13 protein-coding genes, 2 pseudogenes and 1 other annotated feature are annotated in these 16,976 nt (G+C 44.1%); of the genes and pseudogenes, 3 read left to right on the top strand and 12 right to left on the bottom strand.

Going from position 1 to position 16,976, the window contains the following annotated elements; all coding sequences use genetic code 11:
• Positions 1 to 667: 667 nt before the first annotated feature.
• From BK120_RS35375 to BK120_RS20605, 3 genes are read right to left on the bottom strand one after another with little or no spacing between them, the layout of a single operon-like run.
• Positions 668 to 832, bottom strand: coding sequence for a hypothetical protein (locus BK120_RS35375; RefSeq protein WP_179089842.1), 165 nt, complete (start codon positions 830 to 832; stop codon positions 668 to 670).
• Between the two features lie 15 nt (positions 833 to 847).
• Positions 848 to 2,179 (bottom strand): alpha/beta hydrolase, encoded by a 1,332-nt coding sequence (locus BK120_RS20610; RefSeq protein ID WP_076269368.1) that lies wholly within the window; start codon positions 2,177 to 2,179, stop codon positions 848 to 850.
• A complete protein-coding gene (locus BK120_RS20605) occupies positions 2,180 to 3,529 on the bottom strand; it encodes an alpha/beta hydrolase (RefSeq protein ID WP_076269367.1) in 1,350 nt (449 codons plus the stop codon).
• A gap of 167 nt (positions 3,530 to 3,696) precedes the next feature.
• Here BK120_RS20605 and BK120_RS20600 point away from each other — a divergent pair, with 167 nt between their 5' ends.
• The gene (locus tag BK120_RS20600) at positions 3,697 to 4,626 is read left to right on the top strand and encodes a LacI family DNA-binding transcriptional regulator (protein ID WP_076269366.1); all 930 of its coding nucleotides are present in this window, start codon (positions 3,697 to 3,699) and stop codon (positions 4,624 to 4,626) included.
• Between the two features lie 1,021 nt (positions 4,627 to 5,647).
• Here BK120_RS20600 and BK120_RS20595 read toward each other — a convergent pair.
• The 7 genes and pseudogenes from BK120_RS20595 to BK120_RS20565 all read right to left on the bottom strand — a co-directional run bounded on the left by BK120_RS20595 (position 5,648) and on the right by BK120_RS20565 (position 13,873).
• On the bottom strand, positions 5,648 to 7,528 hold the full coding sequence (locus tag BK120_RS20595) for an alanine--tRNA ligase (protein WP_076269365.1): 1,881 nt from the start codon (positions 7,526 to 7,528) through the stop codon (positions 5,648 to 5,650).
• A 109-nt stretch (positions 7,529 to 7,637) separates the two neighbouring features.
• Positions 7,638 to 7,881 (bottom strand) — a binding site (T-box leader).
• Between the two features lie 586 nt (positions 7,882 to 8,467).
• Positions 8,468 to 8,665 (bottom strand): TolB-like translocation protein, encoded by a 198-nt coding sequence (locus BK120_RS36045; protein WP_076269364.1) that lies wholly within the window; start codon positions 8,663 to 8,665, stop codon positions 8,468 to 8,470.
• A gap of 298 nt (positions 8,666 to 8,963) precedes the next feature.
• Positions 8,964 to 9,095 carry a hypothetical protein gene (locus BK120_RS36040; protein WP_256710964.1) on the bottom strand — a complete coding sequence of 44 codons (132 nt, stop codon included), beginning with the start codon at positions 9,093 to 9,095 and terminating at the stop codon, positions 8,964 to 8,966.
• Positions 9,096 to 9,161: 66 nt separating this feature from the next.
• Entirely contained in the window at positions 9,162 to 10,373 is a 1,212-nt protein-coding gene (locus BK120_RS20585) for an MFS transporter (RefSeq protein ID WP_076269363.1), read from the bottom strand.
• Positions 10,374 to 10,395: 22 nt separating this feature from the next.
• Positions 10,396 to 10,839, bottom strand: a complete 444-nt coding sequence (locus BK120_RS20580) for a MarR family winged helix-turn-helix transcriptional regulator (protein WP_076269362.1) — start codon at positions 10,837 to 10,839, stop codon at positions 10,396 to 10,398.
• Between the two features lie 771 nt (positions 10,840 to 11,610).
• Complete coding sequence (locus BK120_RS20570; protein ID WP_076269360.1) at positions 11,611 to 12,207, bottom strand: SDR family NAD(P)-dependent oxidoreductase; 597 nt, start codon at positions 12,205 to 12,207, stop codon at positions 11,611 to 11,613.
• 91 nt (positions 12,208 to 12,298) lie between these two features.
• A pseudogene (locus BK120_RS20565) lies at positions 12,299 to 13,873 on the bottom strand (multicopper oxidase family protein).
• Between the two features lie 353 nt (positions 13,874 to 14,226).
• Between BK120_RS20565 and BK120_RS20560 the strand changes: the two are divergent.
• The gene (locus BK120_RS20560) at positions 14,227 to 14,922 is read left to right on the top strand and encodes a cysteine hydrolase family protein (protein WP_076269359.1); all 696 of its coding nucleotides are present in this window, start codon (positions 14,227 to 14,229) and stop codon (positions 14,920 to 14,922) included.
• A gap of 104 nt (positions 14,923 to 15,026) precedes the next feature.
• Positions 15,027 to 15,488: pseudogene (locus BK120_RS34650) on the top strand (IS110 family transposase).
• A gap of 763 nt (positions 15,489 to 16,251) precedes the next feature.
• On the opposite strand, the gene BK120_RS20540 reads toward BK120_RS34650, so the two are convergent.
• Both BK120_RS20540 and BK120_RS20535 read right to left on the bottom strand, forming a co-directional pair.
• Positions 16,252 to 16,455 carry a helix-turn-helix domain-containing protein gene (locus BK120_RS20540; protein ID WP_076269356.1) on the bottom strand — a complete coding sequence of 68 codons (204 nt, stop codon included), beginning with the start codon at positions 16,453 to 16,455 and terminating at the stop codon, positions 16,252 to 16,254.
• Positions 16,452 to 16,925 (bottom strand): DUF2975 domain-containing protein, encoded by a 474-nt coding sequence (locus BK120_RS20535; RefSeq protein WP_076269355.1) that lies wholly within the window; start codon positions 16,923 to 16,925, stop codon positions 16,452 to 16,454. The genes BK120_RS20540 and BK120_RS20535 overlap by 4 nt, the downstream gene beginning before the upstream one ends.
• Positions 16,926 to 16,976: the final 51 nt, after the last annotated feature.

Here is a 16,976-nt window from a genome sequence, read left to right as displayed (position 1 = left end):
CAAAAAAATCAACCGATGCACCTTTCTCTCGTTTCTTCGCATGTGACCTAAGCACATATATTCAAACCCATACGCCGCAAGGAATTCACCAAAAAAAACTTGCCCTTATTTGTGGTACGGTTCACCGCGTTTGATCTTAAACTATCCTGCCCGTAAGCTAAATGGCCTGCAGAACATAGTTACAAAATTCAATTAATGCTAATTGAAGGTATTATCAACGAATTCCAAAAAGCACTAAATAAATGAAAAGTCCCTTTTTACCATTTTCTCTTTGTAGTCGATTTTGGTTTGATTGTGAAATATGCAGAACACTTGAAAAAATAGCTCATCGGCAATCGCTATACGTTCTTGGCCTTTTTCGGCATTCGGTACATATTCTTGACATTGCACATTGCCAAGAATATGTACCGATAAAATAAAAAAACCGCGATTTACGCGGTAATTAATCGGCTCATATTCTTGTCATCCGACATTAGCTTGTGTCACAATCTATCTTGTATTCTCAGCATTGTTATTTTGTCACTTCCTCTTAAGTTAGTGATTTTGGCATTTGATTAAACCTCTTCTAATAAAAAAGCTGAATCCATACCCTACCTGGACTCAGCATTTTAATACTAATTATATTTATTGGAATCAGTTATTGATTTGTACTTCAATGGATGTTTTGTTATTGGAAGTTTGAAACCAATTGTTTCAGTTGTAGGATCGCTGGAACGATTCGAATTGAAAAAAATATTGTGCCGTTGGAGTAAGCGGCTGCGGCGAGCGGCGATAGCGTTAAGAAAGACAATGGTAGTTTTTTCGCGCCGCGAGTCAGTGCTTTCGTCTTCATGGAGATTCCCCGTATTCATATCGTTTGACTTAGCGTCCAATTTTGGACTTCATAATGCAACGTCTTATTGCAGTCGGCGACGAACCGCCGCTTCGGGACATCCACCCCCTCCGGGCCTGCTTCCCTTAGACCAGAATGCTCTGAGATGTGAAAAGAAAATCCCGTATTTCTCGGCAGAAAAAGCCGCCTTCGGTAGGAGCGAGGTCCGGACTTCTCCAGTTCCGCCCCCGCGTATACTCTCGCCGTTGCCGAGGTATCGTCTGGTACGACAACTACCAGCTCCACTTCGACCTCCTCGGACAATTCCGGCACGATCCTGATTGTTGTCGATGCGGTCAGCGCATGTCCGCTGTACACGATCTCACATTCCCCCGTCTTGACTGAACGGATCAAGCCTGTCGTATCGACCACCGCTGCGCCTTCGGGCGTAACGCGGAAGCTTGCGTCCAGGTCGACCGACACTAAACCGCTTTCATATGTGACAAGCGGGTACACCCATGCCTCGGCTCCCTCGATCCCGGCGACAGAATCACCGATCAACTCGGCTGAGACTGGCGATCCATTGTCTCCGAAGAAGAAGACAAGCGGCGCGTACACCCTCTGTTCCCAAGCCCCCTCGTTATGCTCTGCCATCGGTTCGTAGCAGAACACGAGGTCATCTCCAGACCGGTAGCCTAGCTTCACGAAATGCTCCGCCATGTGCCTGACGTGATCGACACGCACAGTCATGCCTTCCATGCCGCCCGCATCTATCCATAATTGAAACGGTCCTTTCCCATCGAAAGTCTGAACGATGGGTAGATGCGTCATCGTCACCTCATTGTATTGGGCGAAATAAGGAGAAAGCATGGCAAGCTTGCCAAAAACGTCGAAACGGCGGAAACCGATATGGTAAGTAGCGAGCCCGCCTCTGGACGAACCCATCAGTGCGGTATGGCGGCTCTCATGCTTCGTCCGGTAAGTACGGTCGATGTAGGGTTTTACCTCCTCCACTAGAAAACGCTCATAGAACTCTCCCCGGCAAGGGTAGTCGAGCTCCTCTGCGAACGGGCCTTGATGCGCGAACTCGCTGTCTCGCTCCATCCCCTTATTCGAGACAGCCACGACGATCAATTTTTCAATGCGTCCTTCCGCAATCAGACGGTCGCATACGCGGTGCAGGTTCCATGACTGCCCGTTAAATGCTTCATGGAATACGTTCTGCCCGTCATGGATATAAAGTACCGGATACGTCCTGTCCGCTTCCACCCCGTAGCCGGGCGGCAAATAAACGAAAATGTCCCTTTCGTTGCGCATAATTTCCGATCGGAAATTCGCGATGGTTTCCACTCGCGAAGGCTGCGTCATTCAAACCTCCTCCTCTCTTCCCGTATCTGGCCTTAAGTCTATCCAATTATGAACCGTGTAAACGACTCTCTTGTCCTCGTCCGTGACAATCCTTCTGTAAGGCATCCGCCCGAAATCCCGATCGACTTCTTCCTTATCGTAGCCCCGGGTGATGAGAAAATCAAACGTTAATCCTCTAGGCAAACTGACCGTTCCGCCATACAATCCTTTGCCGAGCTTCGGAACGCCGAACGTCGCATAAATCTCTGCATCATCCGGCGTTGTATCCGGCACGCGAATTTCAAGCTCGACGACGACGGTCTCAGATAGCCGTTCCACGACAGTATACATTCTGGCCGCTTCTTGGCCACCATAGCGGCAGACGATCGTCGCAGTGCCGGGTTTCCGTGGAAGCAGCCTTCCGTCTGTCGAAATCCCGAGGACATCCGGATTATCCGTCTGGTAATCGGCTCTGAGCAAACTGAAGCGTATGCCGTTGTGAAGAGCGGCAACCGCATTAACGACCACTACAGGCCCGTCGACACCGACGATACCGTCCCCTTCAAGCGCGAGGACCGACACATCGGCGGCTTCGCCAAAGAAGTGCAGCAGCGGCATGTGCGCCCGGCGGCTCCAGTCCCATTCGGAATGCGCGGCTTCCATGTCCAGATAATAATAAAGCTCCTCACCTTGCTTCCAGCCAGCTTGCTGCATATTCTCCGCGACGCTCCGCACGTGGGATGGCATGAAGAACCCCTCCGCCCCACCAATGTCCATCCATATTTTTTGCCCATCGTTATAAGGATACAGTCTATACTGCGGCGTTTCTTCCAGAGTGCCGGGATCTACCTGGACGAAAAAAGGCGACAGGATGCCCAGCATGCCGAATACATCCGGACGGCGGAGCCCAATGTTGTACGTTGCGATGCCGGCTGCCGAGGAGCCCATTAAAGCCGTATGCTCCGCATCCGGCAGTGTCCTGAATCCGCGATCTACAATTGGCTTCAGCTCTTCGATCAGAAAATGTTCATAGAGCTCACCGACGCAGCGGATAGGATACGCGTACAGGTCGTGGAAATATTCACTGGTTCCGTCCTCGTACTTATGTTCGACCGCCACGATAATAATTGGCCGAACCAGTCCTTCCGCCACTAGTCGGTCGGCTACGCGATGCATACCCCAGGACTCTCCGGATGGCTTGCTCGGCTCGAATACGTGCTGGCCCACGTGCATGTACAACACCGGATACCTTACGGACGGATCATCGTCATAGCCCGCAGGCAAATAAATGTAGATGTCTCTTTCGTTCCCCAGCCGGGATGCGTGCACCCCGGGTAATACGATCAGCTTCGATTGAGCCGAATTTTCCATATTGCATAGCCCCTTCTGAGAACTTCATTCTTCAAGTTTTAACTTAACCGGTTAAGTGGCTTCAGTATAGGGCGTTTCCTGAGGCTTGTCAACGGCAAGTTTGACATCCTTCCAAGTTCGGACTTATGATTATCTAAACTTTTGATCCTAACGAGGCGGTTACTGATATGATGAAAAAAACGACACTCCGCGACGTAGCCAAAGAAGCCGGCGTCTCCGTCGCTACGGTAAGCTATGTTCTTAATAACGTGAGCACCCAGACGATTCCGGAAGAGACGCGGCAGCGGGTCTTTACAGCAGCGAGCAAGCTCCATTACGTTCAGAATTTGACGGCCAAGTCGCTCTCACTCGGCAAAACCAATGTCCTTGGCGTGCTGTTCGTCAGCACCGGCGACGCCCGCATTCCAAAGCCGGTCAGCTACGGAGTTTTCCTTGACGGATTGGAGCGCCGATGCCGGGAGAAGGGTTATCATCTCCTTGTATCCCAAATCGATCCGGCCAAACCCAATTTCGAGATCATCGCCGAGCGTAAGCTGGACGGCTTCTTTCTGATTGATGCTATGGTCCAATCCTTCCATGCGATATCGAGGAATCTGCAATATGGATCGCCGCTGGTTATCGTGGACAGCTTGATCGACGATTCCTTGTTCCGGCAAGTCAATCCTGATTTCCAACAATTGTTCAGCGATCTGAACGCGTCATTGCCGACCGGACAGCCTTATGCGCTCATTCACGAACACATGTCGAACGAGCGGTATCATGAGATCGTTCGATCCGCTTCGGGATTGGATGAATCTCTCGTATTCGCAGCCACCAGCGACGAAGAGTCGCTTAAGCAATTTATCCAGCAGCACGAGAACAAACCCCTCGTCGTCTTCAACGAATTTTTGGCCTTGCAGGTAATGAAGTACCTAAGCCCGGAGAACCTTGTCGTCGTCTGCACCTCGGAATGCCCGGAACTCCTTCCCGAGCAAGTCACAAAGTTCGTTTTCACTCGTTCCAAGTCCGAGGTCGCTTTCGGCTTGATGAGCGCGCTACTGCACACTCCTTTCGGCACTTCCGAGGATCAGTACATCTCTCTCGGCAAGAAGGACTAAACGACTGGGGCTCGCCATGAAGCTATGAGACATGGAGGATGAGCAGATCCATAGAACGAGTAGCTCGCTCGCTGTATCTTTAAGACGGATTTCGCTAATCATGCGCATTTCCTCGCGGAAGAACAGTTTGACATCGAACCCCATGATTACTATTAAATGACATGGTTATCTTTAATACGTTTGCAGATGATGAATTCTATTATGTTGTGACATGAAGTTAATCCACCAGTTGAACATATACATTTTTCAATTAGTCTTATATTAGAAAAATAGAGTTGCACTTAATCAATTTACAGGAATTCTAAAGGTACCTTAATTAAATAATCTAAAAGAAATGCTCGCCTATGAATTAGGCGAGCATTTCTTTCTTTAAAAAAAGCTTAGGTGTTGTTGTCCTTATCGGGGCGCACACAAGTCATTTTCATAAAATGGGGAACCTACGTGGATCAAATTTTGACAATGATAAGTCATTATGGCTACATCGTACTATTCTTAGCCTTCTGTTTGGGGCCTTTTGGGATTCCAGTACCAAATGAGGTGACAATTATTACCGCTGGGATTATGACATGTCATGAATTGTTCCACCCCTTTTACACCTTTGCTTCTATTCTATTTGGAATGACATCCGCCGTGACGTTAGGGTATTGGATAGGCAATCGGCTCATATTCTTGACATTGCACATTGACAATAATATGTACCGATAATACAAAAAAACCGCGATTTACGCGGTAATTAATCGGCTCATATTCTTGTCATCCGACAATTTACATGGCTTGGCTTGTCTAGTGTCATACACCATATAGCTCGATTTTCGTTATGTTTTATATAAGTTCCCCTTTCTTGCAGTAAAAAAGCAATTCGGATTTAATCCGAATTGCTTTTTCTTTGAATACTGTGCTTCGGTACCGCCAACGGAAAAGCCAAGCGATGTCAAACCCTCTTCGATTGCGGGATTTATCATTCATCCTGGATTCCCGGCATCTCATAACGTTGTTACAAATGACAATCCTAAAACATCAGCTATTGTTCCGCGTTTTGGAAATATTTATCAATTACTCCTTTAATCCTTCTAACTCCAGCAGCAGAAGATTGTTCTTTTTTTATACTGAACTTTCCTAAGTTTGTTGTATCTTCTACATGAGGTCCTCCACATACTTCTCGACTCCAAACTTTCCCTTCGTTATCTTTGATTGTATACACCTTAACGATATCCGGATATTTATCCCAAAAATTCCCTTCAACATTACTTTCTTTCGCTTCAATTTTAGGCAGCTCTGAAATATAGGTAACTGCTTTTGATGAAATCGCATCATTCACATACTTTTCCACCTCAGCTATTTGCTCTGGCGTAAGTTTTTCATCATGGTTGAAGTCAAACCGTAATCGTTCTGAAGTAATATTACTTCCTTGTTGATGAACATGATCACCTAATACTTCCCTTAAACCAGCAAGTAATAAATGAGATACCGTGTGCAGCGCTGTAGTTTCTGTTGAATGTTCAGCTAATCCACCTTTAAATTTACCCGCAGAAGCAGTTCTGCTCTTTTCAGCATGTTTCTTTGCCGCCTCTATATAAGACGCCTTGTCCTCCATCCTATATCCACTTTCAGTTAGAAACTCTTCCGTCAACTCCAAGGGAAACCCATATGTTTCGTAAAAATAAAAGGCATCTGCACCTGTAACTTTACCCTTATTCTTAAGATGTTTTTGTATTTCAAATTCTCCTTGCTGTAAAGTTCTATAGAAAAGATTTTCTTCCTTATTTACTATTTCGATAACTTTCTCTTTTTTACCAATCAAATCTTTATAAACTGTTGCTTCATCTATATAAACTTCAGACAACTCACCCACAAAACTTCCTTGTATACCTATTTTTTTACCTGCACGAATCGCCCTTCTTAATAACCTTCTTGTTATATACCCTGCATCACTATTCGCTGGCTCAGCACCATCATTAATTAGAAAAGTAGCCGCTCTCACATGATCAAGTATGATTCTAAATGACTTTAAATCGTCAGTATATTGTTTACCACTTAACTCCATCAATTTTTTCTTGGGATTAAGGAAAAAAGCCGTATTATAAATATCCTTGTCACCATTAAGGGCTGTTGCAACCCTTTCTAATCCGCCTCCATAATCGATATTGGGATTTTGCATTTTTACAAATCCTGTGTCTTCTTTTTTGTAACACATAAATACGTTGTTCCCAATTTCTAAAAACCTCTCGCTTACAGAAGCAGGATGATCCAGTGAATTACCGCCCGGTTCAAGATCATAGAACATTTCACTATCAGGCCCTCCCGGTTCGCCAACAGGCATATCCAATGGACTTCCAGCTCGACTCCACCAATTTTCTTTTTCATCGTATAAGAATATTTTTCCACCTCTAGATGCCCCATATTGATAGGGATCATCTTCAATGATAGGTTCTATACCAACTGATTTAAATTTTTCTGACCAGATTTGAATGGCTTCCGTATCTTTCTGTATATTCAAATCATCACTTCCTATAAAAGCACTGATATACAGCCTGCCAGGATCAATACCTAATTCGATTATATGCCAATTCCAAATGGCATCGATTTGCTTTTTCTTATAGTTATTTTCATTTGCTTTAAACTCCCATCGACCTATCATTTCAAAAAATGTCAGATGCGACGTATCTCCTACTTCATCAATATCCACTGTCCTTAAACACTTCTGAATATTAGCAATATCATTACTTATCGGATGCTTTTCCCCTAATAAATATGGAACCATAGGTTGCATTCCACTTCCTGTAAACAACGTTGAGGGATCATTTTCTGGTAACAAGCTAGAAGAAGGTACTTGGCTAGCCCCTATTCCTTTCATAAAATCAATATATGATTTTCTTAACTCATCTGGTGTCATTTTCATCATGCTCAATACCTCCATTTCAATTGTTAGTTATTCCCATAAATTATTATGCAAATATTCAAACGAGAAGAAATAAAACAAAAAAAGCCCTAAGCTGACATATTTCTTGTCAACTTAGGGCGAACTATTATGTCCGTGTTACCACCTAATTTCAGATTTCTCTGCACTCTATCAATACGGGATATCTCCGATATTGTTTCCTGAATAACGGTGGAACTCCGTTGAAGCCTACTAAGATTCCTCTGTTCGGTTCACAGCTCCGAGACTGCTTCACTATTAGATCAATGAAGATTCGCACCAACCATCTTCTCTCTGTGAGATCCCTAATAGCTACTATTTCTCATCATAGCCTTTTCGTTTTAAATTAAAACAATGTTATCACACTCAACTTGCTCTGTCAATTAATTCCACTATTTTGTATAAGGTATAAGTCTGTCGATTCTACCATCAGCTTTGGCAATTCGGTTGCTTCGCATCAAAGGCTCTTGAGATGCCATTTATTTTTGCGCTTTAGTTACATGATTGCGTTCGTGGTTGAATTCGTTTGATTCACTGTATTTACAGGAAATTCTTTGGTCTGATCTGCTTTTACTGGATGTCAGGCTGTGGAATTTCACGAATATCATCCATTTTCTTATTCCTCTATATTTACATCTTTTCTGTAACGCTTGGCCTATTTATTGTTTGTTAATTTTTCCAATAATATACGTACGATCGTACTACGCAAGTGTGCTGTGGCTGTTGGCCAAAAAAATCGGCTATGATTAAATGTTCTTGTCCTAATACGGCTGCGGATATATGTTCTTGTCTTTCGCTTTGGACAAGAACATATATCCGCAAAATAAGAAAAACGCCTGATGGCGTCCTTGACGGCTAGTTCCAAAAAAACGGCCCCGCCGAAAATCCGGGGGGATCGTCTTTGGGTCCGTTTATTGTATGGCATCAGTCCTTGAAGCGATAACTTACAAAAGCCAGCTGGCTGCTGTCCGGCGACCATGAATTTACAATCAGCGTTCCTTGACCGCCGAATAACCGGACAAGCGTTTTTGTTTCACTGCCGCTTGGCATCAACCTGATTTCCACGTCTTTATTTGCCGGATGGTCGTCCGGCACGACATCTACTTTGCGCATACTGTCCATAGCGTTCGGCGCAGTAGGAAAGGGTTATTCCGTCCGGGGACCAGCCGTGCAAATAACTGGGGCAAGGCTGTTAGAAGAATAGGATCTCCCCCTTACAGAGGAAATACATAGATACGGGACTTGCCGTCCTCCTGTGTATGCTAACTCACTGCAAGATGGGAATTATCAGGTGAAAGAACATGATCGTTGTTTCACTGTGTGGCATACCCGACTCGATGACAGTTCTTGTACGAGAAGCGATATCAAAGGCAAATATTCTTCCCAAACTGTAATAAATGATCGTCTTGCCGTCGCGGGTTCAGTTGGGCGCTTCAATCAGATCGTCGAATAGGAATAATACCATGCGCTCCCTAGTCTGAACATTCACGGTCTCCAGCATGTTGATGACATGGCGTCTGATTATTTTCTGCGGCTGCTCTAGCGTATTCATGAACAGTCCACTTTTCTTTCCCTGGTAAATCATCTATTATATGCGATTTACCGTCCCTGCAGGAAGTTATGTTGTTTGCCCGGCGCTTTGCTTGAATTTGTATCTGACCGCTGATAACAACCGAACAACTATATAAAGTATCAGAAACAGGACCATGAATCCGGCCGAGATCCGGTACATGAAAGCATAATCGGACATGGATGAAACGGCACCCAAAATCAAGGCTCCGACCGCTATACCCAGATCAGTCGTATTATAGAACATGCTGTTGGCCATGCCGTAGTGCTGCGGCGTGCCGGAACGAAGCATCCATGCCTGCAGCGTGGGCTGAATGGACCCAAAGCCGAGTCCATATAACAGGGCGGACAAAATCAGCATCGGCATCGTTGTTGTGTAGGATAGAACCATTAACGCAGACACAACGCTGATCGCGGCAGGGATGAGAACAGCAGCATGTCCGAAACGATCGAATAATTTGCCTGAAACGGGCCGGATAATGATCACTGCAATCGCATTGAACAAAAAGAACAGGCCGACCTGCTCCAAATGAACAGATTCCCCGAACAAGGCGATAAAGCTGAGCAGACCGCCATAGGTCACAGCCAATATAACATTAAGCAGTCCGGGGATTAATAATTTGGCATGGAATAATTGCTTGGAAGCGGAGCCTGCTGCAGGCGCTGTTTTCTTGCTGGTATCAGGCGGAATCGCCCGCGATAGCAGCAGAATGGGAAAAATAAGCAGGATGGTCGCCGTGCCAAGCATAGCAAGTATCGTGAATCCTGCATGCTTCATCACGCTTAATCCGATAATCGGTCCAACAGACATAGCCAGACTGGTTGAAAGGCCGAAATAACCGATGCCTTCCCCCATCCTTTTGCCTGGAATAATTTGAGATACCAGCGTTGGAATAATCGTACTCGCCATTCCGAACCCGATCCCAAAACCAACCCGCATGACAAGCAGCATACCGACTGAACCCGCGGCAACAGACATTACGGTGAACAGACATGCGGCAGCAAGTCCCGCATACAAAATCACATTGCGACGCACTATACGCATAAGTTGGGCGGTTAATAACCGGGTAATAATTGTTGAACCAGCGAACACGCTAATGATTAGACTTACGGTCAAATCGTCAGCCTGAAAAGCGGATTTCACATAGGCCGGGAAAGCCGCAAGCAGCATCTGCAAATTCAAAAACAACAGCAGGGTGCTAAGGGTCAGAATCAGAAACGGTTTGGTCCAAAGCCTGGAACTACTTTCTTGGGACTGCATATTTTTATGCTCCTTCCGGACATTATGATAATTGGCTCACATGATGATTAATCCGCAGAAGAAGCTTCATGATCATTTCATGCTCCTCAACCGTCATGCATTGTTTGATTTCCTGGTTTACCTGCATTTCAACCGGGAGGGTCTCCATGATCAGCGAAGCGCCTTTCTCTGTGCTGTGTACTTGAAAGGAACGTCTGTCGTTCTCCGCCATCTTGCGGCAGATCAGCCCCTTTTCTTCTAAATGGTCGAGAATCCGGGTCGTCGTCGGCTTATCCTTACCCGCCAACTCGGCAATTTCTTTCTGGATCAAACCCTCTGTCTGATCGACCTGGAACAGCACCGACCACTGCTCCGTTGTAATCTCATAATCCTTAAGGCGGGTCTGAAGGACATTCGTCATCTTGCGGTACGTGATGCCCATCAAAGCACCAAGCGATCGTTCAAGCACATTTTCATTTGCCGTCATAACCATCCTCCTTCTTAATTAGTTGTTTCAACAACTATATACAGAACAACTGCTTTTGTCAACAAAAGAAGAATCGGCTAACACCCTCCTTATCGGCGACAGGACGAAACTTTAAGCTTTCCGATAATTAAGAAAAACCGTCAGGGTAGATCTCCCTGACGGTCCTTTAGGTTCTGTGCACATCGGAAATGTTGTACACATATCCTTTAATTCCTTTGTAATACTCCGGGTACATCTCTCCTCCACAATCCTCGCATGAGAATTGAGGGGCAAAAGGAAGGGGATCCCCTCCGTCCATACGGTCAAAGTCCCGTACCATCTGAAGGGGAATGCGTTCTTCTCCGTTGCAGTTGAGGCATATGTATTTACCTGCCCGTTCGTGAGTGGGTTCTTTTTATTCGTTTTGGCTGGTTTGCGGTTCTTGGACACCGGTGAGATAACGAATCATCCTTTCTAGACAAACGTGGGTTATCCGGCAACGGGCATACTTCACACGCAATTTCCCTTCCTGTAGACAGACCTCCCCCTTGTATTCATAGTCACATTCACATTTTGGGCAGACTAATGGGTCCTTCCCTGCCGTGTGCCTGACTCGTTCACGCCAGGTTCGCCGTCGGAGGATATGCCGGATTCTCACTTTTTGTATGGTAATTCCTTTATCCAACAAGAAAAGGCTTCGAGTGAGGATCTCGCACGCCTTTTCTTCATACATGCTTAAAGTCTCTTCCGATAAACCTATGAATAAAATCCCCCGATTTTGTTGAATTTTTTTCATCTCCTCCACGCTTTAATGTTGCCTAAAATTATGAGTAAAGGATCAATCCTCCATTTACATGAATCACTTGACCTGTGACGTACATGGATATTAGTACGAAAAGTGTTTTCGAGTTGTTCATTGGAAATGTCCATAATACTTCTTGTAAAAGGCTGAACTGCAGCGTTATTGATTACGATGTCCAGTCTATTATAATGACGGAGCGTTTCAGCTATTATATCTGGCGAACTAGCTGGATCGCGAAGATCTCGGGCCAAAAGCAGACAGCGAGCGCCGAATTGCTCAACATACTTTTTGGTTTCTTCCGCGTCAATATGTTCATTCAAATATACAATAACCAAGTCGGCTCCTTCTTTAGCATAAGCAGCTGTAATTGCAAGTCCAAATCCGCTATCGCCTCCAGTAATGATCGCAACCTTTCCTTTTAGCTTGCAGCTACCGACATACCCAGGGTAATCAAAAATTGGACGCGGCACCATGAGATACTCCAGACCAGGAACTTCATCCTGGTGCTGTGGTGGAAATGCTATAGGTTTCTGTACTAACTTGGTTTGATAACCAAAAAAGGGATATACAGGATAGGGTGATTGCATAGTTTGTAACCTCCATCCAAAACCTTTGTCCTCAAAACCTCCAAGCCTCCGTGAAAGCCCATATTTGTTGCCCTCCTCCTGTGTCATGGTGCTATCGTTTCCCGTTAATCATTCTCATTAGTATATTTTTAAGTCTATTTTTTTTATTTAGGATTTCAAATGGTCGCATCATCTCGTAATCTTCATGTTCGAGCATGTGACAATGTCATACAAAAGTTCCAGTAAAAGGAGAAAATCTCGCAATAAAAGAGGTAACGTAACCATTGGGAGCACGAATCGTATCTTTAAATCCTCTTTCGTTAGGTTCAGGAGGAACTGCTGGCCCTGTAAACTTAAGTTCTCTAGTGGCATGAAAATGAGCAACGTTAAAAGGCTGGCGCTCAAGAATTTGCATGTCAACAACATGTAGATGAATGGGGTGGTCATCCTTTGACAAATTGATTAATCGCCATATCTCAATAGTCCCTAAGTCCATTTTCTCGGATATAGGATCATTCCACCTTTTACCATCAAGTAAATTCAGCGATCTACCATATTCATCCTCCACCCTTTCGAGTGTGAGATTTCTTGTTCTTGTTGACATCTCTCTAGAAAGGAAATCAATTTTCGTTAATTGATCAGGAAGGGAGCTGGCATCTTTGCCTTTTAACGGAGTGGTTACTTTAAACTGCATGACATCGGTTGTTTCGGGCGAGGCACCCTTGAAGACATTTTTAAGAATAATCGTCTTGCCAAAGGATCGAGAAAAATCAACGATCACATCCGCACGTTCGGTCGTTAGAAGGAGGATCTCATTCATTTTCACTGGTTTCTCCAGTAAGCCGCGATCTGTTCCAATTTGATAAAATGGCTGTCCAGAGTCCAGTTTGAATGTAATAGCTCGACTATTACAGTAATTTAACATCCGAAATCGGTATTTTCGCGGTTCTACTTCAAGATAGGGGGATACTTTGCCGTTTACCAAAATGTAATCTGCGTCAAAAGGTGTGACAATTGAAGGATAAGGAAGACGTTGATTGTTATTATCGGGAGTAGCAGGGTAAATGAGCGAACCATCCGGGTTAAACGAGCGATCCTGAATCATAAGAGGGATTTCAAATTTTCCCACCGGCAGATTCAGGGATTGTTCATGCTCATCACGAATGATAAAAAAACCTCCAAGTCCCGCATAATTGTTCAATCTCGTAATACCCATGGTGTGGTCATGATAAAATAATGTAGTGGCTTCAAGGTTGGGATACTCGCATACTTTTCTTTGAAACTTAGGTCCAGTTTGTTCAAAATTTCTCGTAAACCAAGCATCAGGGTACCCATCGCTATGGTCATGCTGTTTTCCGCCGTGTAAATGGACCACTGTCCGAACCTGTGGAAGTGTTTTTTCTGCACCATGAATGGTTGTATCGATGGGGAGAAAATGCTTTTTAGGCAGATCATTCACCCATTTGACATATGTCGTTTCATCCTTCATCACGTCGAAAGTAGGACCCGGGTACATTCCGTTGTAACCCTATAAACGGGTAGGCCCAAGATCACGGTGTAGTTTTTGGGTAAATTCCCTCATGGTCACTTCATAATACGAACCTTTCTTGTCTCGTTTTATCGGGAAAATGGTTTTGGGAATCGGCAGACTATCGACGTATTTTTGAAGTTTTACTTTTACGGGCATACGAGTGGAGACCTCCTCACGGTTAATACCATAAGAAAGCGTATGAACGACAGATGTCCCACTATGTTTAATAGTGGATTTTTTCTTAATCTATACCAAACCAATTAATGATTTTATAGATGCAGACCGAGCTATTGGCAATAATGTATTGTCCAAACTCCGCATACGATATATGTTCTTGCCCACCAACAGCTATTGGTGAGATTTAAGGAAGACCTTTTTGATCTGTACACGTCTACATTCAATGATTATTGGGGAATGGGCATGACTACTCTTAAAACGGTTCCCGCCTCACCTTTTCCTATCTGCGTACATAATCTAATACCAAATATGCAGCCCAGAGGTGGATTAGGATGATCTATTTTTGTCCCCAGTACGGTGTTTGGCGTGAATACTGCATGCCATGTAGTCACTGGCTTCATGTGAACTATTACGCTGGAAGAAAGGATTCAACCATCATAGATGAATGGAACGCTGTTCCTGCTCCTCCTCCTCCTCAGCTACAATCCGTTTCAGTGGACCCCAAAACAAGTGCACTCCTAGTTTTGGATATGGAGACCTCTATATGCAATAATCCTCGTTGTATTGCCTCCATCTCTAAAATTAATCAACTATTGGAGAGAAGTCGTGAATGCGGCATGCTTGTCGTCTATAGCCTTACACGAACGGGAAGTCTCTCAGATATTGCCGCGCAGATAGCCCCCTTGCCAAGTGATCCTGTTGTGAAATCAAACGTTGATAAGTTCTACAAAACTGATTTAGAACAAATATTGCATGAGCATGACATTAAAACTATTCTGATTACCGGTTATGCCGCTAATGGCGCAGTCCTTCATACAGCCACTAGTGCTGCATTCCGGGGATACAATGTCATTATTCCAGTTGATGGAATGTCAACTCTCAATCCTTATGCTGAACAGTATACCGCTTGGCATATGTTAAATAGCCCTGGAACCCGAAACCAGGCCACTTTAACAAAAATAAATCTGATACATTTTAGTCATCCAAACCTACCATCCGAGGACGGAGAACTCGGAGTCATCCAGTAAAGCCTATTCCCCCTCATAGGATTGCCTATGCTATGGCTCCAAGAAGTTAACACTCAATCGTTATACTACGCTAATCTGCCCCGTTCGTATTATGAGGTCACCGGATCTTTCTGGTCGACCTCCTTTTTATATGGTCGAGTCATGAACAAGCTTTTTTAGACCGTGGAGTACCTCATGGGAAAATCTTTAGATTTAATCATGATCTAGAGGGATTATCATCTTTTCTTAATTATGTTATAGCAGTGGAAATGAGCCCTTGCATTGTAATGGAGGCAACAGGCCATTATCATAGCCCTGTTGTTCAGTTTCTGGATGAGCACCAGTATCTGTACATCGTCATTAATCCGTAAATCTCATCTGAAGCCAAGAAAATTAATTTGAGATGGATCAAGAAGGATACTGCTGATGCCTATCAACTTGGGACGCTGTTCTATAAAGAAGAGTTTGAACCCATCAAAAAAAGGGGGCAGCATCTCATGAATTTACGATATCTAACACGGCAGCATGAATCTCTAACGGGTGTATATGTACAAGCAAAACTACAATTCCAAGCCATTCTGGATTAAGTTTTTCCCGAATATCCATGTATGATATTCTACTAACGTTACCCGTTAAAATTCATGTAAAACGAATATTTTGAACTTTGCATGAAAAAGAGCGCCTTTGTAATATGGGAGTTGGAAACGGGTCTACAGCCCTTTAATCTCACCATCAGGGCGCCACGCAAGCGATTCACGCAGTGAAATCCTTCGAATTCATGAGTCTGAGTGCGAAACTCTAAAGTCTCCCATTAGCCAAATGGAACTATTACTTCTTTACTTTAATTAATTCTTCATCGTCGCCAACTATTTCAAGAATTGGCTTTTTGAACGCTCCCTTTAGTACTGAATGAATTCATTTTTATTACTATAGATATTGAACATTCTCCCTACATTTGGTTAAACCATACTGCCAGTTAGTTTAATAAACACTGTCGCTGATTTTGTTATCTGCAGCCGTCCAATTGAAAGATCTTATAGGGAGTGTTACAAAGTTCTTGTCACTCATCAGAAATGTTATCACGTTCATGTCATATCATTTTGGCAAGAACTTGATATCATAAAATAAAAAAGCCGCAATTTATGCGGCTTGCAATGTTACTATGTTCTTGTCACCCAATTAAACAATGGTTATGAGCAAGCATTATTATTGATGAGTTATTCTTATGGAATAGTGTCATATTGCCGTTAGCCTCAAAGGCGAAGGCTATGTAGTCGTTAGGATTGATATAACTTTCGAACTCTTCATCATTACTTACATCCGCAATATACGGCGGTTTTTTTATTTTATTCAATCCTGCCGATACTCGAGAATATCTCCAGGCTGGCAAGCGAGTGCTTTGCAGATCGCTTCAAGTGTTGAGATTCGAATGGCTTTCGCTTTTCCATTTTTAAGTATCGACAGGTTCGCCATTGTAATGCCGACTTTCTCGGATAGCTCAGTAACGCTCATTTTCCGCTTTGCAAGCATGACGTCAATGTTAACCACTATCATACGGTCAACTCCTGTTCTTCTTTGAGCTCGATCGCGTTTTTGAGCAATTTCTCAAGAACTGCGGCAAATACTGCGATTACGACTGGCGCACAGGTTATAATTAGCCCGATGACCATGACGCCTGGTGCATCTGCGCCGTCAGCTACAAAGTAGAAAAGCGGGAGATTGCATGCAAACATGAGTGATACAACAACCGCCGCTTGCTTTATTTTCTTAAGCGCTAAAACAGAGGTTTGCGAAAAAGCAGTATTTGTATCAATGTACCTGAGAAGCTTTAATGCCTGAAGTAGCGTAAATAAATACGCAATAGAAGCCACATACGCAGCCAAAGCGGAAAGATAAACTTTAATATCCGGGAAATCCGGCATCATACTATGCGCCATCGCTGGGATTCCATAAAAACACATCACTAATGCAGGAATTGCCATAACAACCAGAACAATTTTTAAAAAGAGCGTCTCTTTTTTCATCTATTTCACCTCATTTTTGATTTTATCACTTTATTTATCGTTTTACAATAA

Origin of the sequence: Paenibacillus sp. FSL A5-0031, assembly GCF_001956295.1 — a bacterium.
Lineage (GTDB): Bacteria > Bacillota > Bacilli > Paenibacillales > Paenibacillaceae > Pristimantibacillus.
Note: the sequence above shows the minus strand (reverse complement) of the source record. Positions and strands in the feature narration are given on the sequence as shown.